This window comes from Salsuginibacillus halophilus, from assembly GCF_003014715.1.
GTDB classification, from domain to species: Bacteria; Bacillota; Bacilli; order Bacillales; family Marinococcaceae; genus Salsuginibacillus; species Salsuginibacillus halophilus.
The window spans coordinates 26494-53478 of the sequence record NZ_PYAV01000005.1; the positions used below are offsets into that span (position 1 = coordinate 26494).

A 26985-nucleotide genomic window follows, 5' to 3' on the forward strand; every position below is an offset into this window, starting at 1 on the left:
GGGTTACACATTCAGAGAGCAGAGGAGAGGACGCACCGATGAAATCATTTAAAAGAACAGCGATGATCATGGCAGCAGGAGCTTTGTTTTTAAGTGCTTGCGGTGAAGAAGAAGTAGATGAAGCCCAGGGAGAAGAGGCGGCAGATGCTGACACAGCAGAGGAAAATGATGATGAAGAAGCAGACGGCGGCGAGTCGGAAGTTTCATCTTATCCAAATGAAGATCTTTTAGTAGATACAGATTGGGTTGAAGATCATCTTGAAGATGACGATGTCGTTTTTGTCGATATGCGTGATGAAGGCTTTGAAGGCGGCCATATCCCAGGCGCTGTAAATATCACATGGCAGGAATTAAATGATATGGATCACGGCGTTGATGGATTTATTCTAGGACCTGATGAATATGAAGAAAAAATTGAGGAACTCGGAATCAGCGATGATACAACCGTTATAGCTTACGGCGACGGAACCGGGACCGGGCCGGCACGTTTATTTTACGGCCTTGATTATTACGGTCACGACGATGTTCGCATCTTAAACGGTGGGTTTAACGCGTGGAACAGCGAAGGCAGAGAGCTTTCAAGCGAACCGGCGGAACCAGAAGCAGGCAGCTTTACAGCTGAGGCCGATGAAAGTACAACGGTAGATCTGGATTATGTTGAAGCGTCAATTGATGATGAAGACTCTGTGCTGCTAGATGTTCGCTCAGAAGAAGAATACGCAGGTGAAGATGTACGGACGGAGCGCGGCGGCCATATTCCAGGTGCTGTTAACCTGCCTTGGGGTGAAACGCTCGAGGACGGGGATATTGAATATTTGAAAGAAGCGGAAGAACTTAAAGCATTATTTGAAGATCACGGCGTAACGCCGGAAGAAGAGGAAATTATCGTTTACTGCCAGACAAATGTGCGCGCAGCTCACACGTATTATGTACTAAACTTGTTAGGGTTTGACAATGTTGTAGCGTATGAAGGCTCTTGGTCTGAATGGGGCAATAACCCTGATGTACCGATTGACAATCCTTCTGGTGACGATGAAGAAGACGAGGAGTAAAGGAGTTATTTAAAAATGTCATTTGAACTTGAGGGTGTTGAACAACTATCGAACGAAGAAGTTCATAGCTTATATGAAGAAAGTGACCGCGGTACCATCTTTATCGATGTTCGCGAACTTGAAGAATATACTGAAGCTCATATTCCTGGTATTCCGCTCATTCCCATGGGTGAGATGATCGACATTGCCGGTGAGTTAAAGTCAGATGAGCGCTATGTTCTCGTTTGTCGGAGTGGCCGGCGTAGTCACGAGGTTGCGAAGTTTTTAAAAGGCCAGGGCATTAAAAATGTAGCGAACTACGAAGGCGGCATGCTTGAGTGGCCGGGTCCGAGAGCGCAAGGTGAAGAATTTATTGTAGAGAATGTCAGCGAATTATATAAATCGTAAAATGCGATCAGCTTGATGCAAGAAATAAAACCAATGATATAAGGAGGCGGCTTTCATGGCTTTAAAAGAAGAAGAACTACAAGCTTTAGAACCTGATCACGTGGTGGACGGTATCGGAGAAGTCTGCCCGCATACGTTAAACCTGGCGCTTGAAGCTTTGAAAAAAGCAAAAGCTGGGGAGATTGTCGTGGAAGTAACAGACCACTCGATTGCGACAAAAACAATTCCGGCAGCTGTGAAAATGCGAAAGAATGCTGAACACCTTGGTACGATCAACGAAGGAAACGAATACAGAGTGTATTTGAAAAAGTTGTAATACCAATCTGGAGTAACGGGCCGCCGTGAATAAACGTGAATCATCGCGTTGCTGCACGGCGGCTTTTGATTTAAATAGGTGAGAAACCCATGAATCAAGGAGTAGAAGGGCGCAGCCTAATGCATAAGCGGGGGGATAAACCGCCTTCGGGTAAGAGTTGATTTTATTCAATCAAGTCAATTTCATTATGACGCTTCTTAAGCGAACAAACGAACAATATATATTGGAAGTGATTGATGATCCGTAAATTTTGAAGTGACCGTCTGAAATGAAGGTTATGCTCATTGTTCGGTTTTTATCCTCTTATGACGAATTATGAAATTCATTTAATCAACAAGAAAGCACACAAAAGAAGCAGGTGAATCAGGATGTTTACACTGGAAATGTTTATACTGGCTGCGGCCTTTGGTTTAACTTATGGATTTTTATTACAAAAAGCCGATTTCTGTTTCGTTGCTTCTGTACGAGATTTTATCAGTGTAGGAGACAGTCGAACCGGAAAAGGTGTGCTCGTCTTAATGGCCACAGCGCTAATTGGCTGGGGGTTCGTTTTAACGTTTGGATTTGCATCGATCGATGAACTATGGACCGTACCGTTTGGGTTGTCGAATTTAATTGGCGGATTATTATTTGGTATTGGTATGACCATTGCCGGCAGCTGTGCTTCAGGTGCGCTTTATCGCTCCGGGATGGGCTATGTTCATTTTTGGATTGTGATTGCCTGCATGATTGCAGGGAATCTATTATTCTCCTTTATTTACGACCCTTGGGCGATCGATTACTATTTTGAACCTTTAACAATGGGGGATGGATACAGTCTCTTTGAAACAAATCTGCCGTTTCTTGTCCTCCCGCTAATTCTCGTTGGCATTATGTTGCTTATTACAATTCGCCGCTTCGGTGTGAAAGGCTTCTTTGCTGGCGTCAAAGATTCATTAACGGATTGGAGTAAAAATCCATTTACGCAGCAGCATTGGGATGTGCGTTTTTGCGCGTTTCTTATGGGAATTACAGCGACTGTGCAGTTTGCGGTGTTTTCGAACATCAGCATTACCGGACCAGAAACGCGAATCGGCGGGGTATTATACGGTGCATTGTTCGGCGAGGATGCAGTATACAATAACATGTATCTAAACGAGATGTTTGCTGGTTATCCGGCGCTCGGTCTAGGTCCGGAGGAGACGTTAGTCATCTTCGTCTTAGTCGGAGCGACAATTTCATCACTTCTAAGCAAGAGCTTTAAAATCCGTTTTCCAAAAGCAAAGCGTCTTCCTTATGCGGTCGGTGGCGGTCTCCTGATGGGAATCTCCTCCCGGATGGCCCCAGGTTGTAACATCGCAAACGTTGTGGCTGGCGTCGGCGGCTTATCTGTAGCAAGCTTTATCGTTATTATTGGTATGGCGCTTGGCGTATTTATCGCAACGGCTTATATTTTCAAAATGCCGCTGCTTTTATTCCACAAATTTGATGATGAATAAGAGGAGCTGAAGGTGTGCATGCGTTTTGGTGCACACCTTTTTTATTGTAGGTGGAGGAACTTAATACCAGTGGTTTGACACGGCACAAAAACCTTCGTAAATATGGAGGGCGGAATTTGTCGAAATCCGATAAAAGAATTTTCTAAAAAATATTGCTTTTCAGATTCGTGTGTATTATAGTACATACAAAGGTTGTTATCTATAAATAAACGTAATGATGTTTATTTTTTTCGAGGAAAATGAAAGCGCTTTTTTGTTAAAAAGTGTAGGACCGGACACGAACTCTCTTTTCTCTTTAAAGGTACCTACCTTTTTATAAAAGTAATTATCTATTTAAGGGGGAAGTTGTATGAAAAAGTTCCGTTGGGGCCGCTGGGTGATTGGGGGATCTCTTATTGTCGGTTTGACAGCTTGTGCAGGCGATGATCCGCCGGCCGAGCAAGCTTCAGGTGATGATGGTGGTAATGGCGATGAGGCGTCAGAGGAAGCAGAAAATGGTGGAGAGTCAACAGAAATCAGCTTCATTCACTGGCGGGGTGAAGATGCAGACGTATTTGATGACATTATTGATCAGTTCGAAGACGAGAACCCTGACATATCTGTGAACATGAATATTTACCCGTCAGAAGAATACCAATCCAACGCACAGCAGATGCTTCGCGACGGATCAATCGGTGATGTGTTTACGTCATTCCCAGGATCGCAGTTTGAAGCCATTCAAGGTGCAGGATTTTTTGAGGACATATCAGATGAAGATTTTGTAGACAACTTTGACGAGGGATCAGTTGATGTCGGTCAAGGTGAAGATGGTACACAGTATGCCTTGCCTTATCAGTTAGTTTTTAACATGCCGGTTTATAACAAAGGGATGTTTGAAGACCTCGACATTGATGTTCCGCAGAGCTGGGATGAGTTTCATGAAATGGGTGAAACCCTTTTAGAAAATGATATTACTCCAATTGCATTTCCAGGTGGGGACATTGGACCAAACCAGTTCATGAACTCTATGATGATGAACAATGCCCCGGACGAAGACGTTTTTGGTCAAGTTGAAGCTGGTGAAGAAACTCTCCCTGGCGGCTGGTGGGAAGAGACCTTGGAGCATTTCCAAGAGCTTCAGGAAAATAACTTCTTCCAGGACAATGCTTTAGGTACACAGGAAGAAGCAGCAATTTCGATGGTGGCAAATGAAGAGGCAGCCATGCTTGCGACAGGTTCTTATCACATGGCTTCACTTAAAGGGTATAACGAGGACCTTGATCTTGATTTGATGGCACCAATTACTGTTGATGAAGACGAAGCACAGTTTGAAGGCATCCATACAGCAACGTTTATGCTGGCAGTAAACGCCAACTCTGAAGTGCAGGAAGAAGCAAAAACCTTTATTGATTTCTTAAGTCAACCGGATGTGGCAAGCCAGTATGCGAATGAAACGGGGCAGCATTTAACGGTAGATGGAGTGGATTATGAATCTGAAGAACTGCAAGAAACATCTTACTGGATTGATGAAATGAACACGCGTTTTCAGCCACGCTTTTTAATCACAAACTCTCAAGTTGAAAATGCGGTACTCGCTTCAATTGAAAACGTACTTGATGGTGAATCGCCGGAGGCAGCAGCTGAACAAGCACAAACAATCATTGACGAGAACATCGATTAAATTAATGGAAAGCGGGAGGGATGACCTCCCGTTCCCTCCATTGTTTTTGAAGCGGCAGGCCGTCGTAATCACTACCGCAAAGGACTGATCTTATGAAAGTCTCAAAATCTATCTACTTATTTTTTATACCGGGCCTGATTCTATACTCGATCTTCTTTTTATACCCGACTTTAAGTGCGTTTTTCTACTCTTTCACAAACTGGGATGGAATTAGCGACGCCTTTAACTTTATAGGTTTTGATAACTACGTACGTGCATTCACAGGCGATACAATCTTTTTAACAGCGGTTGAGAATAACTTGAAATTCATGTTGTTTGTCGTTATTTTCCAAACGTTGTTCGCGCTTGTATTTGCGATCTTTTTAGTGAAAAACACAAAACTGAATGTCTTTTGGCGGGCCTTGTTTTTCTTTCCGACTATTTTATCTTCAGTTTCCGTTGCGTTTATCTGGATGTTTATGTACGACGCAAATATCGGGTTAATTAATACAGTGTTTGGCGCTGTCGGCCTCGGATTCTTGCAGCAGAACTGGATCGGAGACACGAGTATTGCAATTTACTCACTTGCGTTCACCCAAGTATGGTTCCACGCTGGACAAATGCTTATCATTTTCGTTGCCGGTCTTCATTCCATTCCGGAAGACTTGTACGAAGTAGCAAAAATCGAAGGTGCAACAAAGTGGCAGACATTCCGAAAAGTCACCTGGCCGCTTTTGGCACCGTCGGCAACGATCGTTATTGCTTATACAACAATTCAGTCCTTTAAAGCATTCGATCTTGTTTTTGCTATGACGCGCGGAGGCCCGAACTATTCAACAGAGATTATTGCAACTTACATTTACGAAATCGCGTTTCGAAACTACAACTTTGGTTATGCATCAGCCATTTCAGTCATTTTCATGTTCATCATTGCGCTGATTACATTTCTTCAGTTTAAAGCGCTTCGGTCCAATCGCGTATCGTATTAAACGGAACTGGAAAAGGAGGACGAACTTGTGGGACGCCGGATTGCAATCGGAATTTACGCTGTACTCATTTTACTGCCGTTGACGATGGTTCTTTTAACATCCGTCAAAACATTAGAGCAAACGTTTAATAATCCGCTCGGTATACCAATCGATGAAGGACTGACCTTTGCAAACTACGTAAATATTTTTAGAGAAGAAACGATGTTTGGCTACTTCATTAACAGTTCAGTCGTTACATTGAGCTCGGTATCATTAACGCTGCTGCTATCCTGCATGATTGCCTACGGCATTGTCCGGCTTGGTAATTGGCTGGGGAACATCCTGTTTGTCTTATTTACACTCGGGATGATGGTGCCGGCGCAGGTGAGCATGGTGCCACTGTACGACTTGATATTAACTTTAGGACTTACAAACAGTCTGCTCGGTTTAATCCTCGTTAATATCGCGGTTACGATGCCGGTGGCAGTATTCATATTAACCGGTTTTATGAAGACTCTGCCTAAAGAGTTGTTTGAAGCTTCAACAATAGATGGTGCGACGAACTGGACGACATTTGTCCGCATCGTCATCCCATTGTCGCTCCCGTCCATATCAGCAACAGCCATCTTTTTGTTCGTTATGCACTGGAACGATTTGTTGTACCCGCTCCTGTTTGTTACGGACAACGCTTATAAAACACTGCCGCTGGCGCTTCTTGATTTCCAAGGGCAGTATGAAACAAATTATCCGATGCTTTTTACAGGCGTTATTATTGCCTCCCTCCCGATGGTGCTTGCCTACGTCCTGTTGCAGCGATACTTCGTTGCCGGTATGACCGCAGGTTCTGTCAAAGGGTAAATCAGTTTTTGCGGCCCGGCCTGCCGCTTAAATACCGGTACTTTTTTGAAAGTGCCGGTCTACATAATTAAAAAGAGGAAGGGCGGACAAAAGATGTATGATTTCGTTCAACAACAAAATCCGCATTTAAATATTCGTCATGTACATGACGAGGCCTTTCAGACATACGGCGTTGTACGAGAGACATCACTTTTACACAACCTTCCGGAGGTTGCGATGGAAATGCCGATTCCGGAAAGCGGGAATCATTACGAAGCTTCAGTAGCAAGCTTGGAAGGTGGTCCGTGGCTTGAAGAAATGAAATACGCGCACTTCGGAGGTATGCCGATCCAAATCGGTTACTGTAATGGCTGGAATGATCGGTTAAACGGTCTTGAGTATCATAAAGGCAGCGAGCTCAATTATATGCTTACAGATGCTGTGTTGTTTTTAAGCGACCTTCGAAACAAAACTGAAGAAGGCGTTTCTGTGGAGCACATCACGCCTTTTTTCATACCGCAGGGGACTTTCATTGAGCTTTATCAAACGACGCTGCATTTAGCGCCGTGCCGGGTGACCGCCGAACCGTTTCGTACTATTGTAATACTTCCGCTTGGGACGAACACACCGCTTCCAAATTCATTTAGTAAAGAAGGGGAAAGCAAGTGGCTGCTTGAGGTGAACAAATGGGTGCTTGCTCATCCTGATAATGAGCGTATGCTAAGTCGCGGCGCCCGCCCAGGCATTAGCGGACCTAACTTACAAGTAGATCCAGTCAACATATCACCTGAAAAGGGGAGGATCCAATGACATCCGCATGGAAAAATCGTGTGCAGTTCAATGAAAGTAGTGGAGGGGAGCTTGAACTTTGGTTTGATGAACGTCTTATCCTCAAACATGAGTCGTCTTCGCCAATGATCTATCTCGGCGTGGGGCACGAGTCGGTCGAGATGTACCGGGGCAACTTTGATATTGAAGATTACCTTGAAGAACGTGTTGCGCTGCGACACATTGAATGGGAGGAAACTGCAGAAAGTGTAAATCTCCATTTAAAACCTTACGCTGGATCTTCATTTACTTTACAAGCTTCAATTCAATTGTATAACGACCAACTTCGTATCGATTTCACCCCGTCTGAACCTGTATACAATCGGTTTTGGCTGCGTGTTTCAGCATCGGAAGAAGAAGCGGTTTATGGATGCGGGGAACAGCTTTCCTACTTTAATATGCGTGGTCAGAACTTTCCACTTTGGACGTCAGAGCCTGGTGTAGGTCGTAATAAATCTACTTATACCACCTTTTTAGCTGACGTAAAGGACCGCGCGGGAGGAGATTACTATAATACAAACTATCCTCAACCGACATTTATCTCTACCGAAAAATATATTTGTCATGTGGCGACAACAGCTTATGCCGAATTCAACTTTAAAAATCAAGCATGGCATGAGCTGCAAGCTTGGGAGATTCCTGAAGCAGTATGGTTTGAAACAGGTGAATCCTATAAAGATTTAACAGAACGGGTAACAGAGCACTTCGGCAGGCCGCCGGAGCTGCCGGACTGGACTTACGAAGGCATCTGGCTCGGTGTGCAAGGTGGAACAGATCAAGTGCAGCACAAGTTGGACCGGGCCCGTCAAAAAGGACTAAAGGTAGGGGCGCTCTGGTGTCAAGATTGGCAGGGGAAACGTGTAACATCTTTTGGCAAGCGGTTGATGTGGAATTGGAAGTGGAATCCAGAAATGTATCCGGGGCTTGATGAGAAAGTTAAGGAATGGAAAAGCGAAGGTGTTCGGTTTTTAGGCTATATTAATCCGTACGTCGCAATTGATGGTGATTTGTATGAAGAAGCAAGCCAAAAAGGTTATGTAGCTTTAACAGCAGATGGCCATGATTATATCGTTGATTTTGGTGAGTTTTACTGCGGCGTTGTTGATTTCACAAATCCAGCGGCTTATGAATGGTACAAATCCGTTATTAAAGACGAAATGATCGATTTCGGAATGGACGGCTGGATGGCTGACTTTGGAGAGTATCTGCCGAGTGATGTCCATCTTTATAACGGCGAATCTGCGATGATTATGCATAATGCCTGGCCGGCGATCTGGGCGAAGGTGAATCACGATGCCGTTAAGGAAGCGGGGCGCTGGGGAGATATTGTGTACTTTATGCGCGCAGGGTTCACCGGCATTCAAGGGACTTGCCCGCTGCTCTGGGCAGGGGATCAAAGCGTTAACTGGAGCATGGATGACGGCTTAGCTTCAGTCATTCCAGGGGCCCTTTCAGCTGGTATGAGTGGCTGCGGGCTGCACCATAGCGATATTGGTGGGTATACGAGCCTGCACGGAAATAAACGTCCAAAGGAACTGCTTTTACGCTGGTTGGACATGGCGGTGTTTACGCCGGTCATTCGTACGCATGAAGGCAACCGTCCGGATGATTGTTTTCAGTTTGACGATGATGAAGAAAGCCTTGAGCACTTTGTTGATATGACCAACATTTACACAGCGCTTGCCCCTTATACAAAAGCCGTTGTTCAAGAAACAGCTGAGCGGGGGATCCCGGCACAGCGCCCGTTATTTATGGAGTATGAAGCTGATGAAGTTGCTTATCAATTACAGTATGAATATATGTATGGCCCGGATTTACTCGTCGCACCGGTCCATGATGAAAACGTGCAGGACTGGACGGTTTATCTTCCAGAAGACAAATGGGTGCACTTATGGACAGGTAAAGCATATGAAGGGGCCGGCGAAGTCACTGTCGAAGCCCCGATAGGCCAGCCGCCTGTTTTTTACCGGGCGGAGTCGGCATATGCTTCACTGTTTGCATCCTTACCTAAACAAAAAGTCTATTCGTCATAATTATTTTAATGAAAGGTTGTTGCTGTCATGAAAGAACCTGCCGTACTATACATTCCTGTCGGTCGTAAAACTTTTGATATGGAGGCGGCTGAAGCTTACTGGGAGGAGACGAAAGTGTTGTTACAAGAAGAGTGTCCACGGCTGGTGCAGCCAGAGGGCATTCTGACTTCTCCAGAAGAACTTGAAACATTCCTGAAGTCGGTCGCCGAAGAAATTGGGCTGATCATTTATCAAAGTGTCACGTTTGCTGATGGAGAGTTTATTTATACAATCACCCAGCATTCACAAGCACCTGTGCTCGTTTGGTCTGTACGCGAGCCGAGTATTAATGGCCGGCTCCGCTTGAATTCATTAACAGGAGGTAACAGCACAAGTCATGTCCTGCAAACAGCGCGGCACCCTTACAGCTTCGTTTTCGGTAATCCTGAAGAAGCTCACGTCCGTAAAACGATTCGAAAAACAGCCGGGGTACAAAACGTTATTGCTAAGCTTAAGCAGTTAAATGTCGGTGTGATCGGGGAGCATCAACCAGGGTTTTATTTCTCAGGTACAGATGAGGCTTATCTTCAAGAGGAGCTTGGCGTAAATGTAGAGCATATTGATTTACAGGCGGCATTTGATGCGAGTAAAGAGTTGACTGAGCCGGAGTATGCGCCATTGATTGAAGAAGCTGATCAGCATGTCATCGGGTTAAAGAGGGATGATCATACGGTGCAGCGTTTTGCGCAGTTCTCCTCTCACGTGCGCAGTCTTGTGCAAGATAAAGATATTCATGCGCTTGCGATCCGCTGTTGGCCGGAGTTTTTCAACGAACTTGGCGCTGCTGCCTGCTCAACGCTTTCGCACTTTACAGAACAAGGCACCGTATCTGCTTGTGAATCGGATATTCACGGCTCGGTATCTATGTTTATTCTGCAGGAAATCAGTGGCGGAAGCGCACCGTATTTAGGGGATATGGTTCATGTGAATGAAGCAAGCAATTCAGTTGTGTTTTGGCACTGCGGGGCAGGCGCCTATTCACTTGCCCACCCTTCACAAGGTGCAGTTCCTGGTGTGCACCCGAACCGCAAGCTCGGTTTTGCGATGGATTTTGGCCTGAAGCCTGGTAAAGTGACCATGTTCCGCCTCGGCTACACCCCGGACGGGTTCCGGTTGTTAATTATGCGCGGCGAAGCGCTTGATACCCCGAAACGTTTTCAAGGAACATCAGTTGAAGTTGCACTTGAAACAGACGTCACAGATACCGTACAGACATTAATGGAAGCAGGGTATGAACCGCACTACGGCCTTGTGTATGAAGATGTTGTCGATGAACTCATCGAGCTTGGACGCCAGCTGGATCTACCGACGGATGTGTTGACGCACGGATAGGGGGGAGCGCGCGTATGGGAAAGATTGCAATAGGGCAGGCCGGCGGGCCGACTGCCGTATTTAACAGCAGCCTTGCCGGTTTTATCGAAGACGTCGAGGAAGAAGTCTACTTCGTTTTCGGTGGCTATGAAGGTTTAGTGATGAATCATATAAAAAAAGCTTCCCCTGATGATTTAGCGCGTGTGCAAGCCGCCCGGGGCGTACCGGGGGCAATGCTCGGTTCGGGCAGGTATCCGTTTGATGAAAATGGGATAAACGAGGCATTAAAGCATTTAAAGCAGCATGGTATCGATACGCTCGTATTTGCCGGAGGCGATGGTACGATGGCGGCGTTGCAAAGGTTAGAAGAAACGGCGGCTGATGAAGGAGCGCCTTTAAACGTCATCGGTATTCCAAAAACCGTCGATAACGATCTTGGCGCAACGGACCATGCACCTGGATTTGGGAGTGCTGCACGGTTTGTAGCAAGTACAGTTCGGGACGTGAGCCGGGACTTGCAGGCGATGAAAAACTTTGAGCAGGTGCGTGTACTTGAAACGATGGGCAGAAATGCCGGCTGGCTGGCTCAAGCAAGCCTGCATGCCGGCAGGTGGCCGCAAGATGGTCCGCAGTACATCGGTGTTCCGGAACGAGCAATGCATTTAGGTGATGTACTTGCAGCTGTGGAACGCGGACTGCAGTCGTTTGGAACGGCTACAGTTGTTGTTAGTGAAGGGGCGGCATTTCAAAGTGGAGAGCAGGTAGAGCGGTCACATGTGAACGGGCGGGTCGTTCTTGGAGGGATCTCTTCACTGGTGAAAGAGAAGATTGAACAGCACCTTGGTGTTACTGCGCGGGCAGAGCTTCTTGGGATGCAGCAAAGAAGTGCATCAAGTTTGATTTCACAACAAGATGAGCGGGAAGCTTACGACGCCGGACGCTTGGCAGCGCAGTGGGCACAAGAAGGTTTGAGCGGACAGATGGTAGCATTAGAGCGCCGGGAATCGGGAACATACCATGTAGATTTGGTTCCGAAAGCGCTTACGGATGTTGTGAACGCCGGCGAACGGAAACTTCCTGAAGCTTTCATTGAGGAACCTGAACAATACCGGCGCTGGCTGACGCCAATCATTGGCGGTCCTCTGTCGGATTATCCAGCGCCGCTCAAAAGGAGCGAGGGGAATGTTATCCACAAAAATTGATCCAAACCGTGGCCCGGCACTGTATTTACAGGTGAAAGACGTACTTATTGAAAACATCCAGCAAGGTGACTGGGAAGAAAATGAATTGATTCCGACAGAGCAGGAACTTATTAAAACGTTTGACGTTAGCCGCACAACCATTCGTCAAGCGATTAATATTCTTGTACAGGAAGGCATGCTTGAAAAGCGGCAGGGGCATGGCACTGTTGTAAAACCGAAAAAGTTAATTGGCAGCCTGGGTCGGTTAAAAGGCTTTGCAGAAGAAGTTGTTGAAAAAGGTAAGACACCGCGGTCAAAGCTGCTGAGGGCTGAGTTTAAATACGACCTTTATTATGAAAAAGATGCATTAAATACAGGTGAAGATGAACCGATTCTCCTGCTTGAACGGATCCGTTTTGCAGATGATACGCCGGTGGCGCTTGAACGTACGTGCTGGCCACAGGAGGTAGGAGAAGTTTTGATGGCCCACGACTTAAATGAAGCACGCTATTATGAACTGCTTGAAGATGCAAATATCTTATTGAAAAATGCTTCAGAAAAAATCCGAGCCATCAATGCCACGATTGATGAGGCAGATGCTCTAGGGATCCGTCCCGGGGAAGCACTGTTAGAAATGACAAGATTAAGCTTTGGCATGAACGGGGCGCCAATTGAATTCACAAAAACAAAATACCGCAGTGATCAATACCATTATGATATTGAACTGCACCGGTAAAGCTTAAGGAGGACAACTGATGCCATTTGTAAGCGGAAAAGATTTACTTAATCACGCATTTGAAAACGGATATGGTGTAGGCGCTTTTAGTGCGCATAATGCAGAAACCGTCCAAGGAATTATCCAAGCAGCAGAGGAAGAACAAGCGCCGATTATGATTCAAGTCGGTCAGAAGGTAATTAACACTTTAGGCATGAAACCTATGAAACAATTAATAGAATACTATGCACGTGAAGCGACCATCCCAATTGCCATTCATTTAGATCACAGCCGCCAGTTCGAGCAGACGATGGAGGCTGTCCAGCTTGGTTTTCAGTCAGTGATGTATGATGGATCCGCGAAATCATTTGAAGAGAATGCCGGTACGACAGCGGATGTGGTGAAAATCGCTAAGGCACTTGGCATTGGTGCTGAAGGTGAGATTGGAAAGATTGGTGGTACTGAAGATGACATTACAGTTGATGAAAAAGACGCGATGATTACATCAACCGAAGAAGCTGTTGCTTTTGTTGAAGCAACCGGCATCGATTATATTGCCGTATCAATCGGCACAGCCCATGGCATTTATCAAAAGCCGCCTGAGCTCCAGTTTGACCGGATTGAAGAAATCGCAAAAGCAGTAAAGCGTCCTGTTGTGATGCATGGAGGTTCTGATGTTCCGGATGAAGATGTTCGCCGGGCCATCTCACTCGGGATTGCAAAAATTAATGTAGATACAGAACTGCGGGCGGCTTTTACTCAAGGAGTACAAGCGTTTTATGAAGCATCACCTGATAATTACGTGCTCGCGGATTCGCTCGGCCGCGGACGTGAGGAAATGGTAAAGAAAGTGAAAGAAAAGATTCACGTGTTTTATAGCAATGGAAAGGCGCCATTAGTGTTAAATGATTTAAACCGAGACCTTGAAACTGTGAAAGGAGAGGTATAAATGAGCGTTACTGAACAAACGACATATGGCTTGTTTATTAATGGAGCATGGGACCATTCAGGAGAGAAGAAAGAAGTGTTAAACAAATACACGCAAAAGCCGATTGGAGAAGTCGTCAGTGGAAACGGTGAGGCAGTCTCAAAAGCTGTCGCAGCAGCGAAGTCAGCGCAGCAGGAGAAGGTGTCTCCATACGAAAGGTACGAAGTTTTGATGAAAGCAGCAGCAGAACTCCGGAGTCGCACTGAAGAGCTTGCTGTTGTGCTTGCTGAAGAAGTCGGAAAGCCGATCAACGAATCCCGCGGTGAAGTAGGGCGTGCCGCTTTAACGCTTGAAGTATCTGCTGAAGAAGCAAAGCGGATCGAAGGTGAAACGGTTGCAGTAGAAGCAGCTCCTGGGTCTGAAGACCGCCGGGCATACACAAAGCGTGTTCCAGTTGGTGTAATTGCAGCGATCACACCGTTTAATGTGCCGTTGAACCTTGTGTGTCATAAAGTAGGACCGGCTCTTGCTGCAGGAAACAGTGTAGTACTTAAACCGGCAGAAGCAACGCCGATCAGTGCGCTTAAGCTTGCAGAAATCTTTCAAAACGCAGGGCTTCCAGCCGGTAGACTAAATGTTGTAACCGGCCGGGGCAGTGTTCTTGGAGATGCACTTCTTGCAGAAAAAGATATTCATTTGTTTACTTTTACCGGAAGTCCAAATGTCGGGCGCTACTTAAAGCAGAATGCCGGGTTGCGTGATGTGGCTTTAGAGCTGGGTAACAACTCAGCAACGATGATACATCACGACACAGATGTAGCCAAAGCAGCAGCTGCCACAGCTCAAAAAAGCTTTAACAACGCCGGGCAGGTATGCATCTCAGTTCAGCGTGTTTATGTACACGAATCGATTTATGATACATTTTTACAAGAAATGAAGCGGACGACAGAGCAATTAAATGTAGGTGATCCAAAGGATGAAGCCACATCCGTTGGTCCAATGATTGCTGAGACTGAAGCAAAGCGGATTGAAAGCTGGGTTGAAGAAGCAAAAGAAGCAGGCGCTGTTGTACAGACAGGTGGGTGGCGTGATGGGGCGGTTTACGCACCAACAATTTTAACGAATGTGCACGATGACATGAAAGTCTGCAGGGAAGAAACCTTTGGCCCGGTCGTTGCAGTCGATACGTATCAAACCGCAGATGAAGCGATTGCGCGGATCAATGATTCAGATTACGGATTACAAGCGGGTGTATTTACGAATGACTTTGCACTCATCCATCAAGCCACAGAAGAAATTGAGGTGGGTGGGGTCATCATTAATGACACACCAGGATACCGGGTGGATCACATGCCGTACGGCGGTGTAAAAGAAAGCGGCACAGGCAAAGAGGGTCCGAAATATGCCATTCGTGAAATGACAGAAGAGCGCCTGATTGTTATGAAGCCTCAACCTTAAAATAAAAAAGCACCTCCAATGTGCGAAAAGCGCACTGGAGGTGCTTTTATAAAACGTTTACGTTAACGGACCAAGGACTATTCAACAGTGTAGAAGTTCTTATCGTAGGATTTCTTTTGTTGAAGTGCTTTGTTTACAGAACGCACAATGCCTAAGATAAAACGCATCAATTATACCCTTCTTTCCGCTTCTCTCCGAATTTTATCTGCAAAAGCTATTATGACTGTCTGAAAAAGGTTTCGCAAAGTGCGCTGCAAAGGAACAAACGCCACATATGCGCAGGAAAGCGCATACAACATGGGGTACATAGCTACAGACGTAAAATTGCTTGAAGTTCTTCCGCCTTAAATGATTCAGAATATTGATTTAATAAGGTTTGTAGCTCGCTGAATACGACGTCTTTCGGTGAAAGAATCCTTTGCGAAAGGAACAAGTTTGACGTTGGTCCTTGTATATGCGTATTAACCTTCTCGAACGTCTTTTCTTATCGTGTTTCACAAATTCCTTCATTCTGCAATATTTCATTATGCGAAAGCGAAAGTTCTTAATAGCAATAAGGTAAAATTTTGTAAAATCCGCAAACAGCTGTTGTATCAGTCGGAATATTATTCATTAGAAATTGCTATAATCGTTATCAAAACTATTAATAACCTAATATTCTAAAAATTATTGAAATTCAATTGACTAGCGTGAGCGACAAACGTAAGATGTAAACAAGCAAGAAAAACATATCTTTTGAGGGGGGAAGAGGATGTCGAAATTTTTGAAAACGGTTACTTTTGTAGGTGCGATGTCACTTATAGCTGCTTGTGGAGATGATACCGGAGGAGAAAGTGCTGATGGTGAGGAAAACGGAGAAGACGCTGCAGCTAATTATCCGGAAGAAAACGTTACGATGATTGTACCATTCTCCGCAGGTGGAACAACGGATGTCAACGCTCGATTAATTGAAGATCACTGGTCTAATCATTTTGATACGAATTTAGTCATTGAATACCGAGAAGGTGCCGGCGGTGAAGTCGGTTTTACAGCCTTAGGGGATGCTGATGCTGACGGTTACACCATTGGTAATATTAACGTCCCGCACATTTATTTGCAGCCGGAAGGACGAGATACTGACTTCGATCTCGATAGTTTTGCGTATACATCTCGCCTGGTATCCGATCCACAACTACTTGCAGTTCACGAAGACAGTGAATTTGAAACCTTGGATGACTTTATGGATGCGCTTGAAGAAGACCCTGGCAGTCAAACGGTAGGGATTGTAGGTACATTAACCGGCGACCATATTACAACACTTCAATTTATGGATGAAACAGGGCTTGAAGTGAATGAAAGTCCGTTCCCGGGGGCATCGGATGTGGTGTCAAACTTACTTGGCGGACATATCGATGCGATGATGGGTAATTTAGGTGACGTTATTACAGAGCAGGATTCGATCAGGGTGCTTGGTATTGCCACAGAAGAACGACACGACTGGCTGCCGGATGCGCCAACATTTGAGGAGCAGGGGGTTGATCTTGTTGCAGCCATCGACCGTGGCGTAGCTTTCCCAGAGGGCACACCTGATGAAATTGTAGAAACGGTACAAGATGCCATTGAGGAAATTTCGAATGACCCGGATTATGAACAGTCGATGGAGGATGCAGGACTGCCAAATGAATTCCTTCCTGGTGATGAGTGGGAAGAGCAGATCCGTGATGAAGCCGATGATGCAAGAGACCTGCTTGAACGCTTTGAAGACGAAGTCGAAGAAGCTGAAGAAGCTGAAGAAGAACTTGCTGACTAGAGAGTATTCGTAAAGGTTTCATTGTAAGGTGAAACCTTTACGCGAACTCTTCATAATAAGGCTGATCATTAAAACGAATAAGACAAATTAAAAAATTCCGAAAAATCAGTTGACTTTGTTCTGCTGACAGTGGAATAATAGGTTTAAGACGTAAGAGGTATTACCTCTTACGTCACACCACAAACCATTGATGCTGAGTCTTGATGAACATTAACAAGGGAGGTTTAATTGTATGAGTAAAGATGTATATGTAATTAATCCTGATGATAACACCGGCACAGTGATTAAAGCTGATGTAACGAAAGGAACAGAGCTCGAAATCGGCGGCGGGGAAAAGGTCAAGGTGCTGCAGGACATTCCTTACGGTCATAAGATCGCTGTAAAAGACATTTCCACTGGAGATACAATTTTAAAGTATGGCTTAAGTATAGGTTCGGCTATCGAAGATATACCGGTCGGCGACCATATTCATGTTCATAATATTGAAAGTAACCGCGGCCGTGGCGATCGATTTGCAGAAGAACAAGAAGGAGGCAATGCGTAATGGATCAATTTCAAGGTTATGTACGCCCGGATGGCAGTGTAGGGATTCGAAATACTTTACTTATTCTTTCTGGAACCATTTATGCCAACTCCACCGCAGAACGAATTGCAGATAGTATTGAAGGTGCTGTAGCCATCAGCCACCCGCTTGGCCGCTGCCAGGTGCGACCGGATTTACGTACAACATTTAACACACTTGTAGGCACAGGCCGCAACCCAAACGTCGGCGGAGTAATTGTAATCGATCATTTCCGAGAAGAAGGTTGTACAGCTGAAGATATCGCTCATGAAATTGAAAAAACCGGAAAGCCGGTTGAAATTGTAAATATCCGCTTCTCAAACGGTGCGATTGAAGCTACAGCAGAAGGCTTGCGCAAAGCGATGAACATGAAGCGCAAACTGTCTAAACAAACGCGTGAGCCTGTAGATGTATCCAAACTTTTATTCGGATTAAACTGTGGAACATCGGATACGACTTCCGGTCTTGGCTCAAACCCGGCCTTAGGGCATTGCTCAGACCGTATCGTTGATCAAGGCGGGCGCTCGATTCTTGCTGAGGTAACAGAGCTGATGGGAGCTGAAGAACACATTCTGGATCGCGCCGTAACAAAAGAAGCCGGAGAAGAAATTGTTGCTGCTATTGATGAATTTGAACAGCGTGCACTTTCCAGCGGTGAAGATATTCGTGGGTCACAACCGACTGGCGACAATATTATGGGCGGTTTGAGCAGTATTGAAGAAAAGTCGCTCGGTGCCTATCAAAAGAGCGGTTCTGCTCCGATTAATGGTTTAATTGATTACAGTGAAGAGCCGGCTGAAGATTCTGGGTTGTATATTATGTACACACCAGGACACGGAAGCGAATCGATTACAGGCATTGCTGCAGCAGGTGCACAACTACTTGTATTCAGCACCGGCGGAGGTCACGTTATTAACCACCCAATTATGCCGACGATCCGCATTACAAGTAATACGAATTCTTTTCAAGCGATGCAGGATACGATGGAGCTTGACCTTAGTGAGATCTTCACGAATGACCTCAGCTTAAAGGACGCAGGCGATCAGATTTATAATGAAGTGTTGGAAACATGTAACGGGAAGCAGACAAAGTCTGAAATTTTAAAAGAACATACAGGCTTTGCGATTCACCGTACAGGTGTCAGCATTTAATTAAATAACAACGTCATAATATGAGATTGCTTTTGTCGACATACTCCGCATTTTTCTAAAGACATTCAAACGTTGAGTGTAAAATATGAAAAGTGGTCTGAAGTATGTTGGCAAAAGCAGTTTTTATGGAGGAGCTACGTATGAAAATCGTCATTACTGAATTAAATTGGCCTCAAGGTATCGAAAATTTAAAGTCGTTCGCGGAAGTGACTTACGATCCGGAATTGTGGAAAAATCGCGACGATCTGCTCTCCAAAGTAGCGGATGCTGACGCTGTCATTGTTAGAAACCAAACGAAAGTTGATCAAGAGCTGCTCGCTCATGCCCCGCGGTTAAAAGTGATCGGACGTTTAGGGGTGGGACTGGATAATATCGATCTTGAAGCTGCGAGAAATGCAGAAATTCCTGTAATTACAGCCAAAAATGCAAATGCAATCTCTGTTGCAGAATATGTATTAAGTACGATGCTTATCAAATCAAGGAACTTTTTTGACGTGACAGCTTCAGTAAAGCAGGGAGAATGGAAGCGCCGGGACTACACCGGAGAAGAGATTTACGGGAAAACGCTCGGGTTTATCGGCATGGGAGAGATAGGTGCCCGGCTTGCTACACGCGCAAAAGCATTGGGCATGAATCTGCTTGGTTATGATCCTTTTGTTGCTCCTTTTGATTATCCATTTCAAGAGATTGGTATTCAAGAAAGCAATTTTGAAAGCGTTTTATCGAATAGCGACTTTATTACGATTCATGTGCCGTTCAACAAGCATACAAAAGATTTAATAAGTGCTGAACAGCTGACGAAAATGAAGCCTGGATCCGTACTCATCAACACATCGCGTGGCGGTATTGTAAATGAGGAAGATTTATACACGCATTTAAAAACCAACAGTGACTGCTTTGCAGTATTAGATGTATTTGCTGAAGAGCCGCCGCCGCAGAACCATTCTTTATTTGAACTTGATAATGTCTTTTTAACCCCTCATGTTTCTGGTTTAACTGAACAGTCTCAAGAACGAACTTCGGTCATGGTGAGTGAAGAAGTACAAAAAGAGCTTGAAGGGATAAGGTCCTTGTGCAGGGTGTAAGGGTTGCTGCTTAGGTAAATAGAAAGGAGCGTTCTTTATGGAGAAGGTTCAAGTCTCTGTAATGAGGTATGAGCCGGAAACAGATGAATCCCCTTATTACGAGACTTTTGAAATACAACCGAAGAAGAACATGACGGTACTCGATACTCTCTTTCTGATCGTTGAAGACCAGGATGCTTCGCTATCGTTTCGGTGCGCCTGCCGTTTAGGAATGTGTGGCACGTGCGGAATGATGATTAATGGCCGGGGGAGACTTTCCTGCCGTACGAAAGTCGAAGCATTAGGAAGTGAAATTAAAGTAGAACCAATGCGAAACTTTCCTGTAATTAAAGACATAGCTGTAGATATGGAACCATTTTTTGATAGCTGGCAGAAGGTTCAACCTTATTTCGTACCTAAAGAAGATACAGATGAATTCAGCATCATTCCACATGATGACAAAGCACGACAGGTAATTGATAAAAACACGGACTGTATCACTTGTGGCCTTTGTTACCAATCATGTGATGTCGTTTCGATGCGAGATGGCGAGTTTCTTGGTCCGGCAGCTTTAACACGTGCACATAATTTAATTGCTGATGAACGAGACGGTGCAACACATGAACGTCTTGAAAAAGTGACTGGGTCAGAAGGAGCTTTTGAATGTCACTCATTCGGTGCTTGTATGGAAGTTTGTCCAAAAGGCATTAATCCTATGGAAAGTATTCAAAAAATTAAAACAAAAAAATTGAAAAAGACATTAGGATTAAAAATATGAAGTGAGGGGACGTCGGATGGAGAATGTTTCTTATCAAGAAGCCGAGCCGGAAGTGAAGCAGCGTCCATTTGTAGGTTATATCGCATGGCTTATCCAGCGGATCACAGCAGTAATATTACTTGTACTTATTCCTTTAAAAATTTACAGCGGCTACGCGCTTGTCGGTGATCTTCCCGGTGGACAGATGATTACGGGTTTGCACGTCAATGTATTTTTAGATTCGCTATTACTCTTCGCGGTGATTTTTCATGCTTTATACGGCCTGCGGGTGATTTTAATTGATTTTGGGATTGTGAAAGACAACCGAAGCGTGTTTACGGTGCTTACGATTCTTGGGTCATTGTTATTTGTCGCTAGTTTTGTTGTCGTTGTCACCTAAAGTGAAGGGGAGGGTGGGACGTTGGAAGAAATCCAAACAGATATATTAATTTTAGGTAGCGGCGGTGCCGGTTTGTTTGCTGCTCACCATGCGATCGACACTAAACCAGATTTGGATATTATCGTTGCTGCTAAAGGTATGATTGGTAAAAGTGGATGTACGCGCATGGTGCAGGGTGGCTACAATGTTGTGTTGCACCCGGACGACTCTGTTGAAAAACATTTTTATGACACGATTAAAGGCGGCGGAGCCATTAATAACCAGAAGATGGCCTGGACCCTTGTTAACGATGCGCCGGACCGGATTCGTGAGCTTGAAACAAAGATGGGTGTTTTCTTCGACCGCAATAAAGACGGTACCGTTCACCAAAAGCCATTTGCCGGTCAGTCATTCGATCGGACGGTGCATAAAGGTGACTTAACTGGGATTGAAATCATTTCTCGGATGCGCGATCAACTGTATGCAAAGCCGAATGTCAAAGCATGGGATGAAGTGCGGGCGGTCGAATTACTGCTTGATGAAACAGGCCGGACAGCCGGCTGTCTAATGCTTTGCATGGGTACAGGTGAGTTTATCGTCGTTCGGGCGCAGGCGGTCATTGTCGGTACTGGTGGTGCAGCAACGATGTATAAAATTGCCACTCCGAGCCTTGAAAAAGCAGGAGACGGCATGGCGATGTGTTACCGGGCTGGAACAGCGTTTCTTGATATGGAAATGATGCAGTTTCACCCGACAGGTCTTTTGGCAGAAAACTCACGTTTGAACGGCGGTGTTTTAGAAGAAGGACTTCGCGGGGCCGGGGGTTATCTCATGAATGCTGATGGGGAGCGTTTTATGGAGAAATATGACCCAGAAAGGCTGGAGCGTTCAACAAGGGACCGGGTCTCAAGAGCGGCATACATGGAAATTATGGAAGGCCGGGGTACAACGCTTGAAGGCGTTTATGTTGATGTCTCCCACCTGGGTAAAGAAAACGTACGCGCACAGTTTCCGGGTATGGTTGAACGTTGCCAAGATGTCGGGAAAGACTTAAGTGTGGAACCGGTTGAAATTTCACCAGCGGCACATTTTCAAATGGGTGGTGTGCATGTAGATGAAAATAACCGCTCAAGCATTGAGGGTCTCTTTGTAGCCGGAGAAGATGCCGGCGGGGTGCACGGAGCTAATCGCTTAGGCGGAAACGGGGTTTGTGATTCTACCGTCTTCGGCGCAAGAGCTGGGCGTGCGGCTGCGGAAGTGGTTACCCCGGGCGGGGAACCTGCAGCGTATTCTTTAAGTGAGGTGCATGCACACATTGAAGCTGCTACTGCGCCACTTGAACGTGAGGAAGGTGAAAATCCTTTTTATATCCGCAATGATTTAAAGCAGTTAATGTGGGAGAAGGTAGGTCTTGTTCGGAATGAAAAAGCGCTAACTGAAGCTGTTGAAGAACTTCAAACCTTGGAGGATCGTGTCAATCGTGTGAAAGTTGGCGGTGGTCGAAAATATAATGTGTCGTGGCAGGAATATTTAAATGTAAGAAACTTAGTGTCCGTTGCAAAAATGGTTGCAGAGAGTGCGTTGCTTCGAACAGAGAGCCGGGGATCTCATTACCGTGAGGACTTTCCGGCAAGTGATGATGAACGCTGGCTGCAGAATGTCTTTGTTCAACAAGGTAAAGAAGCTTGGGCAGAGCCGGTTGAGCCTACACATATCAGTTTCGAAGATGTGTCAGGTCATAAAATTGAACGTCCGGCCGGGGTGAAATAACAGCTGCTCTATGGTTTATGAATAAGCGTGCTTCAAGAGAGATGATGCTAAAACAGTGTTTAAAAGAAAGGAGTTTAATTTATGGAAGCCTCTTTAAATTCGGCTGAGGTGTGGGAAGCAGATGAACAGTTTTATAAGCATGTAGAGGAAGCTTGTAAAACTTTATACATTGAATCATTAAAGGACCTGCCACCTGATGTACGTGAAGCACTGGAAAAAGCTTATGAAAATGAAGAGCTCGAAAGCGGAAAAGACATCCTTTCAACGTTAATTAAAACTGTATCTACAGCAGATGATGAAAGTCTCTTAATCTGTCAGGATACAGGGATTCCGGTGTACTTTGTAAAGATCGGGAGCAACGTACGCTTCAACGGTGTTGCTCTTGAAGAAGCCATTAGAAGCGGCACAAAACGGGCAACGCTGGAGCATCCACTACGGAGCAGCATCGTAAATACATTAAGCAGAGAAAATCATGGTACATCTACAGGAAAGCAAGTGCCTGTGATCCATTACGAGTTTGTCCCGGGGAACGAAGTAGAGCTTTTGATCGTGCCAAAAGGGTCCGGTTCAGAAAATATGAGCTATATGAAAATGTTAACGCCGGCAGAAGGGCTTAAAGGCATTAAAAAGTACGTTCTTGAATGCGTTTTTGAATCAGGCGCTAATCCGTGCCCGCCAACAATTGTAGGTATCGGCCTCGGTGGTTCGGCGGATAAATGTGCTGCGCTCGCTAAAAAAGCAGCGGCTCGTGAGGTTGCTTCACCCAGTCCAGATCCAGAAGTGCGGAAACTTGAAGAAGAGCTTTATGAAAAAATTAATGAATTAGGCATCGGCGCCCATGGTTTAGGAGGAAATACAACAGCACTTGCTGTACAGATTGAGACAGCAGATACCCATATGACGATGAACCCGGTTGCGGTTAACTTAATGTGCTGGCCGGCGCGCCGGATGCGGGCCGTGTTTCAGTGTAATGAAGCGCCGGAAATTAAGTATTAAAAAGGGGGGATGATGTTGGCGCATTACCGATTGAAAGCACCGCTTACAAATGAAGACATTGACCAGCTCCGAGCCGGTGACACAGTCGTTTTAGATGGTGTAATCTTTGGCGTACGGGATGCAAATCTCATCCGGCTGTTTGATAAAGGGGTGGAGCTCCCGGAAGATTTAATCCCACAGCTTGAAGGGGGGATTGCCCTGCATACGGCACCGGGGGTGAAACAGCTAGAAGACGGAAGTTATGAAAAGGTGAGTATCGGTACAACGACAAGTTACCGGATGGATCGTTTCACGCGTGGTTTAATGAACCAGTACGGGGTAAAAGCAATCGTCGGTAAGGGTGGACTGCTTGAGGAAGGTTGTCAGGCACTATTAGACGAAAACGGGTGTTACTTTACGATTCTAGGAGGATCTGCAGCCCTTGAGACGACCCAGGTGAAAGAGATTGAAGGTGTTTGGTGGGAAGATTTAATGCCTGAAGCGATCTGGAAGTTTCAAGTCGAAGATTTTGGGCCTTTAATCGTCTCGATTGATGCGCACGGCGGCAACAAATATAAAGATGTGAAAGATGAGGCAAAGAAAAACTTAGATGCAATGATTGAGAATCTGTAACTGCTGGTTACGCACTACGGTTACGGTAAATGAGGCGTTTATGATGGCCGTGGTTATGTTTTTAATCGGTCTTGCCAGTGGTGTGATTACAGGGATGCTTTCTGTTGGTGGTGGTGTAATTCTCGTATTTTTCTTAATGATGATTCCACCGCTGATCATTCAAACGGAGTTTCCTATGCAGACCATTGCCGGTTATTCGATTATGCAGGCGTTTTTTGCCACTTTGTCAGGCGCTGTATTTTACTTTAAAGAGAGGCTGATCGACCGGACGATGGTGATTTTTCTCGGGATCCCTTCATTTTTCGGGGGAATGGGCGGGGTCGCTGTCGCACATAACTTAAGTGATGAGTTTCTTCGATGGTTTTTCGCCTTTATGGCGTTAAGTGCAGCGTTAATGATGTTGATTCCTCAAAAAGATAAAGAAGAGGCAGTTTATAAAAATAGAAAATTGGTACTGGCATTCAGTACACTCATAGGAGTTTTTATAGGTGTTGCCGGCGGCATGCTCGGAATCGCCGCAGGATTTCTGTTTGTGCCGGCAATGATATATTTGTTTAAGATACCGATTAAAAAAGCGATAGGAACAAGTTTAGTGGCCTGCTTTCTGCTGGCAGCCGGGAGCTTTTTAATGAAGCTGACGACAGATGCAATCTCACTACAGTTAGGTATTATGCTTGTCGCCGGCGGTATCTTAGGGGCACAGGTTGGGGGCCGCGTTAACAGAGCATTTTCTCCGTTGTTATTAAAACGTGTTACCGCAGCTGCGATTTTAATCATTAGTTTAACGGTGGTATACGATTTGTTTTAATTATTTTCTGCCTTGTGTTGTCTGAATTTTCTTTGTTTTATCTCTTAAGCTTTGAGAGGGGGGGAACATTGTGAAAATGTTATCCTTAAGGTTCACCACGTTTGATTACGGTTTTTGAGGAGGATATCCTTTTGTTTAAACAAGTAAACGAAACGAAAAGCAGTCACTCACATAAAGTTGTAGAACATATCCAGGATTTAATCATTAATGACATTTTAAAACCGAACGAAAAACTGCCGGCAGAGCGCGATCTTGCGATGAAAATGAATGTCAGTCGCCCGACAATTCGCGAAGCGTATAAAATTTTATCGGCTCTTGGATTTATAAAAATAAAGCACGGACAAGGGGTATACGTACAAGAGCAGGAAAGCCGTATGGAGGTTTTTGCTGGCACATTATTTAAAAGCGACAACCAAATGACCGAACTTTTTGAGATTCGACGTACGATTGAACCAGAAGCTGCGGCTTGGGCTACAGAGCGTGCATCTGATGGAGAATTAACAAAGTTGTATCAACAGATGGAAGGCTACTACAGTGAAGTGAATCACATAAGTGGAACAGAAAGCATCTCAGTTTATGAACAAGCGGATCACGAATTTCATACTTTTATAGCTGAATGTGCCCGAAATACTGTTTATCGAAGCATCTTGAGCAACTTGATTCTTCTGCTTAAAAAAGGTCGGACAAAAGCACTGCTCATTCCGGGACGGCCGCTGCAATCTATGGAGGAGCACTTAAAGATTGCCCGTGCCATGTTAAACCGCGACCCGGACATGGCGAGACAATACATGCTCGAACATCTGGATAGTGTTGAAAACACGATTTTGACAGAAACAGATTACGAGGAGAACTAGGAGTTGATGAACAAATGTATTTACCACTAGAAGAAGCAAAGTCGATCACAAAGGATGTATTGCAGGCGGCAGGCTGTCCGGAGCGTGATGCGGATATTGCTGCAGACGTGTTAATCGATGCCAACCTCCACGGTGTCAATACGCATGGAATCTCACGGCTTGCCATTTATACGAAACGATTACTTGAAGGACGTATTAATCCGAATCCGCAAATTCAAGTTGAGCAAAAAGGCGGTGTTCTCCTGGTTGATGGCGACAATGGCCTCGGTCAAGTTGTAACTTATAAAGCTATGGAAGAGGCGATCGCTCGTGTGAAAGAACAGGGGATTGTTTCTGTAGGTATTAAAAACAGCAACCACTTCGGTCATGCATTTTATTATTGTAACCACGTGGCAGCGCACGATGCCTTTTGCATGATGACAACGAACTCTCCGAAAGGCATTCCGCCGTGGGGTGGCAAAGAGGCGTATTTCGGGACAAACCCGATCGGCTTTGGTTTTCCGGCAAGCCGCCTTCCGGTCGTTGTGGATATGTCTTCAAGTTTAGTCGCACGGGGCAACATCATTTTAGCTGCGAAAAATAATGAAAGTATTCCGGAAGACTGGGCAATTGATTCGGACGGAAAGGCCACGACCGATCCTAACGAGGCTCTAAAGGGATCAGTCCTTCCATTTGGCGGCGCGAAAGGGTATGCCCTTGCGCTCTCGCTCGAAGTCATGGCCGGGGTTTTATCAGGGGCTGCCTTTGGACCGCATGTAAATAACATTTATGCTGATGATGCGGACAAAGCAAATGTTGGTCATTTTATGATCGTTTCAGACATTGCCCATTATATGAACAAAGAGTCATATTACGAACGCATTGATCAAATGATTGAAGAAGTAAAAAATGTAGCCACAGCGGATGGGTATGATGAAATCAGCATCCCAGGAGAGCGTAAAAAGGTGAAAGCAGAACAGACAGAAAGCCAAGGCGTGTATGTGTCGCCAGAAGTTCAACAAGAATTAAATGAGCTTACAACGGAGCTTCTAGGCGAAGCGAGAGTATAAGCATCGATTCATCCTGAAAGGAGG

26 protein-coding genes are annotated in these 26985 nt (G+C 45.3%); all 26 read left to right on the forward strand.

The genetic code is table 11. The features are described from left to right. Positions 1–38 precede the first annotated feature (38 nt). The 26 genes from B0H94_RS05270 to B0H94_RS05395 all read left to right on the forward strand — a co-directional run bounded on the left by B0H94_RS05270 (position 39) and on the right by B0H94_RS05395 (position 26961). Positions 39–1052 (forward strand): sulfurtransferase, encoded by a 1014-nt coding sequence (locus B0H94_RS05270; RefSeq protein WP_106588216.1) that lies wholly within the window; start codon positions 39–41, stop codon positions 1050–1052. A gap of 15 nt (positions 1053–1067) precedes the next feature. After that, the gene (locus B0H94_RS05275) at positions 1068–1439 is read left to right on the forward strand and encodes a rhodanese-like domain-containing protein (RefSeq protein WP_106588217.1); all 372 of its coding nucleotides are present in this window, start codon (positions 1068–1070) and stop codon (positions 1437–1439) included. A 55-nt stretch (positions 1440–1494) separates the two neighbouring features. Further along, positions 1495–1755, forward strand: a complete 261-nt coding sequence (locus B0H94_RS05280; protein ID WP_106588218.1) for a sulfurtransferase TusA family protein — start codon at positions 1495–1497, stop codon at positions 1753–1755. A gap of 368 nt (positions 1756–2123) precedes the next feature. After that, positions 2124–3233 carry a YeeE/YedE family protein gene (locus B0H94_RS05285; RefSeq protein ID WP_106588219.1) on the forward strand — a complete coding sequence of 370 codons (1110 nt, stop codon included), beginning with the start codon at positions 2124–2126 and terminating at the stop codon, positions 3231–3233. A gap of 349 nt (positions 3234–3582) precedes the next feature. Then, on the forward strand, positions 3583–4893 hold the full coding sequence (locus B0H94_RS05290; RefSeq protein WP_106588220.1) for an ABC transporter substrate-binding protein: 1311 nt from the start codon (positions 3583–3585) through the stop codon (positions 4891–4893). Positions 4894–4985: 92 nt separating this feature from the next. Next, positions 4986–5861, forward strand: a complete 876-nt coding sequence (locus B0H94_RS05295) for a carbohydrate ABC transporter permease (RefSeq protein ID WP_106588221.1) — start codon at positions 4986–4988, stop codon at positions 5859–5861. Positions 5862–5888: 27 nt separating this feature from the next. Beyond that, entirely contained in the window at positions 5889–6698 is an 810-nt protein-coding gene (locus B0H94_RS05300; protein WP_345789031.1) for a carbohydrate ABC transporter permease, read from the forward strand. 93 nt (positions 6699–6791) lie between these two features. Beyond that, positions 6792–7487 carry a DUF4867 family protein gene (locus B0H94_RS05305; RefSeq protein WP_106588222.1) on the forward strand — a complete coding sequence of 232 codons (696 nt, stop codon included), beginning with the start codon at positions 6792–6794 and terminating at the stop codon, positions 7485–7487. Continuing rightward, complete coding sequence (locus B0H94_RS05310) at positions 7484–9538, forward strand: alpha-glucosidase (protein WP_106588223.1); 2055 nt, start codon at positions 7484–7486, stop codon at positions 9536–9538. Before B0H94_RS05305 ends, B0H94_RS05310 begins: the two co-directional genes overlap by 4 nt. Before the next feature lie 27 nt (positions 9539–9565). Next, positions 9566–10909 (forward strand): sulfoquinovose isomerase, encoded by a 1344-nt coding sequence (gene sftI, locus B0H94_RS05315; RefSeq protein WP_106588224.1) that lies wholly within the window; start codon positions 9566–9568, stop codon positions 10907–10909. 14 nt (positions 10910–10923) lie between these two features. Further along, positions 10924–12090: a diphosphate--fructose-6-phosphate 1-phosphotransferase gene (locus B0H94_RS05320; RefSeq protein ID WP_106588225.1), complete on the forward strand. Its 1167-nt coding sequence runs from the start codon at positions 10924–10926 to the stop codon at positions 12088–12090. Then, entirely contained in the window at positions 12071–12805 is a 735-nt protein-coding gene (locus B0H94_RS05325; protein WP_106588226.1) for a GntR family transcriptional regulator, read from the forward strand. Before B0H94_RS05320 ends, B0H94_RS05325 begins: the two co-directional genes overlap by 20 nt. Positions 12806–12824: 19 nt before the next feature. Beyond that, the gene (locus B0H94_RS05330) at positions 12825–13733 is read left to right on the forward strand and encodes a class II fructose-bisphosphate aldolase (protein ID WP_106588227.1); all 909 of its coding nucleotides are present in this window, start codon (positions 12825–12827) and stop codon (positions 13731–13733) included. Continuing rightward, a complete protein-coding gene (locus B0H94_RS05335; RefSeq protein ID WP_106588228.1) occupies positions 13734–15170 on the forward strand; it encodes an aldehyde dehydrogenase family protein in 1437 nt (478 codons plus the stop codon). A 751-nt stretch (positions 15171–15921) separates the two neighbouring features. Then, positions 15922–16959: a tripartite tricarboxylate transporter substrate binding protein gene (locus B0H94_RS05340; protein ID WP_106588229.1), complete on the forward strand. Its 1038-nt coding sequence runs from the start codon at positions 15922–15924 to the stop codon at positions 16957–16959. Between the two features lie 232 nt (positions 16960–17191). Beyond that, positions 17192–17503: a UxaA family hydrolase gene (locus tag B0H94_RS05345; RefSeq protein ID WP_106588230.1), complete on the forward strand. Its 312-nt coding sequence runs from the start codon at positions 17192–17194 to the stop codon at positions 17501–17503. Next, on the forward strand, positions 17503–18672 hold the full coding sequence (locus tag B0H94_RS05350; protein WP_106588231.1) for a UxaA family hydrolase: 1170 nt from the start codon (positions 17503–17505) through the stop codon (positions 18670–18672). Before B0H94_RS05345 ends, B0H94_RS05350 begins: the two co-directional genes overlap by 1 nt. 140 nt (positions 18673–18812) lie before the next feature. Further along, positions 18813–19757, forward strand: a complete 945-nt coding sequence (locus B0H94_RS05355; RefSeq protein ID WP_106588408.1) for a hydroxyacid dehydrogenase — start codon at positions 18813–18815, stop codon at positions 19755–19757. 37 nt (positions 19758–19794) lie between these two features. Beyond that, complete coding sequence (locus tag B0H94_RS05360; protein ID WP_106588232.1) at positions 19795–20514, forward strand: succinate dehydrogenase/fumarate reductase iron-sulfur subunit; 720 nt, start codon at positions 19795–19797, stop codon at positions 20512–20514. Positions 20515–20530: 16 nt separating this feature from the next. Beyond that, positions 20531–20893, forward strand: coding sequence for a succinate dehydrogenase/fumarate reductase transmembrane subunit (locus B0H94_RS05365; protein WP_106588233.1), 363 nt, complete (start codon positions 20531–20533; stop codon positions 20891–20893). A 21-nt stretch (positions 20894–20914) separates the two neighbouring features. Next, positions 20915–22642, forward strand: coding sequence for an FAD-binding protein (locus B0H94_RS05370; protein WP_106588234.1), 1728 nt, complete (start codon positions 20915–20917; stop codon positions 22640–22642). 81 nt (positions 22643–22723) lie between these two features. Further along, positions 22724–23638: a fumarate hydratase gene (locus B0H94_RS05375; protein ID WP_106588235.1), complete on the forward strand. Its 915-nt coding sequence runs from the start codon at positions 22724–22726 to the stop codon at positions 23636–23638. Positions 23639–23650: 12 nt separating this feature from the next. After that, a complete protein-coding gene (locus B0H94_RS05380) occupies positions 23651–24250 on the forward strand; it encodes a fumarate hydratase C-terminal domain-containing protein (RefSeq protein WP_245893910.1) in 600 nt (199 codons plus the stop codon). A gap of 43 nt (positions 24251–24293) precedes the next feature. Further along, entirely contained in the window at positions 24294–25058 is a 765-nt protein-coding gene (locus B0H94_RS05385) for a sulfite exporter TauE/SafE family protein (RefSeq protein ID WP_106588237.1), read from the forward strand. Between the two features lie 131 nt (positions 25059–25189). Beyond that, complete coding sequence (locus tag B0H94_RS05390; RefSeq protein ID WP_181315278.1) at positions 25190–25912, forward strand: FadR/GntR family transcriptional regulator; 723 nt, start codon at positions 25190–25192, stop codon at positions 25910–25912. A 14-nt stretch (positions 25913–25926) separates the two neighbouring features. Continuing rightward, positions 25927–26961 (forward strand): Ldh family oxidoreductase, encoded by a 1035-nt coding sequence (locus B0H94_RS05395; protein WP_106588239.1) that lies wholly within the window; start codon positions 25927–25929, stop codon positions 26959–26961. Positions 26962–26985 lie beyond the last annotated feature (24 nt).

Bases quoted from the DNA above. Each gene is read 5' to 3' on its own strand.
- B0H94_RS05270 (WP_106588216.1), top strand. From the start codon at position 39: ATGAAATCATTTAAAAGAACAGCGATGATCATGGCAGCAGGAGCTTTG.
- B0H94_RS05275 (WP_106588217.1), top strand. From the start codon at position 1,068: ATGTCATTTGAACTTGAGGGTGTTGAACAACTATCGAACGAAGAAGTT.
- B0H94_RS05280 (WP_106588218.1), top strand. From the start codon at position 1,495: ATGGCTTTAAAAGAAGAAGAACTACAAGCTTTAGAACCTGATCACGTG.
- B0H94_RS05285 (WP_106588219.1), top strand. From the start codon at position 2,124: ATGTTTACACTGGAAATGTTTATACTGGCTGCGGCCTTTGGTTTAACT.
- B0H94_RS05290 (WP_106588220.1), top strand. From the start codon at position 3,583: ATGAAAAAGTTCCGTTGGGGCCGCTGGGTGATTGGGGGATCTCTTATT.
- B0H94_RS05295 (WP_106588221.1), top strand. From the start codon at position 4,986: ATGAAAGTCTCAAAATCTATCTACTTATTTTTTATACCGGGCCTGATT.
- B0H94_RS05305 (WP_106588222.1), top strand. From the start codon at position 6,792: ATGTATGATTTCGTTCAACAACAAAATCCGCATTTAAATATTCGTCAT.
- B0H94_RS05310 (WP_106588223.1), top strand. From the start codon at position 7,484: ATGACATCCGCATGGAAAAATCGTGTGCAGTTCAATGAAAGTAGTGGA.
- sftI (WP_106588224.1), top strand. From the start codon at position 9,566: ATGAAAGAACCTGCCGTACTATACATTCCTGTCGGTCGTAAAACTTTT.
- B0H94_RS05320 (WP_106588225.1), top strand. From the start codon at position 10,924: ATGGGAAAGATTGCAATAGGGCAGGCCGGCGGGCCGACTGCCGTATTT.
- B0H94_RS05325 (WP_106588226.1), top strand. From the start codon at position 12,071: ATGTTATCCACAAAAATTGATCCAAACCGTGGCCCGGCACTGTATTTA.
- B0H94_RS05330 (WP_106588227.1), top strand. From the start codon at position 12,825: ATGCCATTTGTAAGCGGAAAAGATTTACTTAATCACGCATTTGAAAAC.
- B0H94_RS05335 (WP_106588228.1), top strand. From the start codon at position 13,734: ATGAGCGTTACTGAACAAACGACATATGGCTTGTTTATTAATGGAGCA.
- B0H94_RS05340 (WP_106588229.1), top strand. From the start codon at position 15,922: ATGTCGAAATTTTTGAAAACGGTTACTTTTGTAGGTGCGATGTCACTT.
- B0H94_RS05345 (WP_106588230.1), top strand. From the start codon at position 17,192: ATGAGTAAAGATGTATATGTAATTAATCCTGATGATAACACCGGCACA.
- B0H94_RS05350 (WP_106588231.1), top strand. From the start codon at position 17,503: ATGGATCAATTTCAAGGTTATGTACGCCCGGATGGCAGTGTAGGGATT.
- B0H94_RS05355 (WP_106588408.1), top strand. From the start codon at position 18,813: ATGAAAATCGTCATTACTGAATTAAATTGGCCTCAAGGTATCGAAAAT.
- B0H94_RS05360 (WP_106588232.1), top strand. From the start codon at position 19,795: ATGGAGAAGGTTCAAGTCTCTGTAATGAGGTATGAGCCGGAAACAGAT.
- B0H94_RS05365 (WP_106588233.1), top strand. From the start codon at position 20,531: ATGGAGAATGTTTCTTATCAAGAAGCCGAGCCGGAAGTGAAGCAGCGT.
- B0H94_RS05375 (WP_106588235.1), top strand. From the start codon at position 22,724: ATGGAAGCCTCTTTAAATTCGGCTGAGGTGTGGGAAGCAGATGAACAG.
- B0H94_RS05380 (WP_245893910.1), top strand. From the start codon at position 23,651: ATGTTGGCGCATTACCGATTGAAAGCACCGCTTACAAATGAAGACATT.
- B0H94_RS05385 (WP_106588237.1), top strand. From the start codon at position 24,294: ATGGCCGTGGTTATGTTTTTAATCGGTCTTGCCAGTGGTGTGATTACA.
- B0H94_RS05395 (WP_106588239.1), top strand. From the start codon at position 25,927: ATGTATTTACCACTAGAAGAAGCAAAGTCGATCACAAAGGATGTATTG.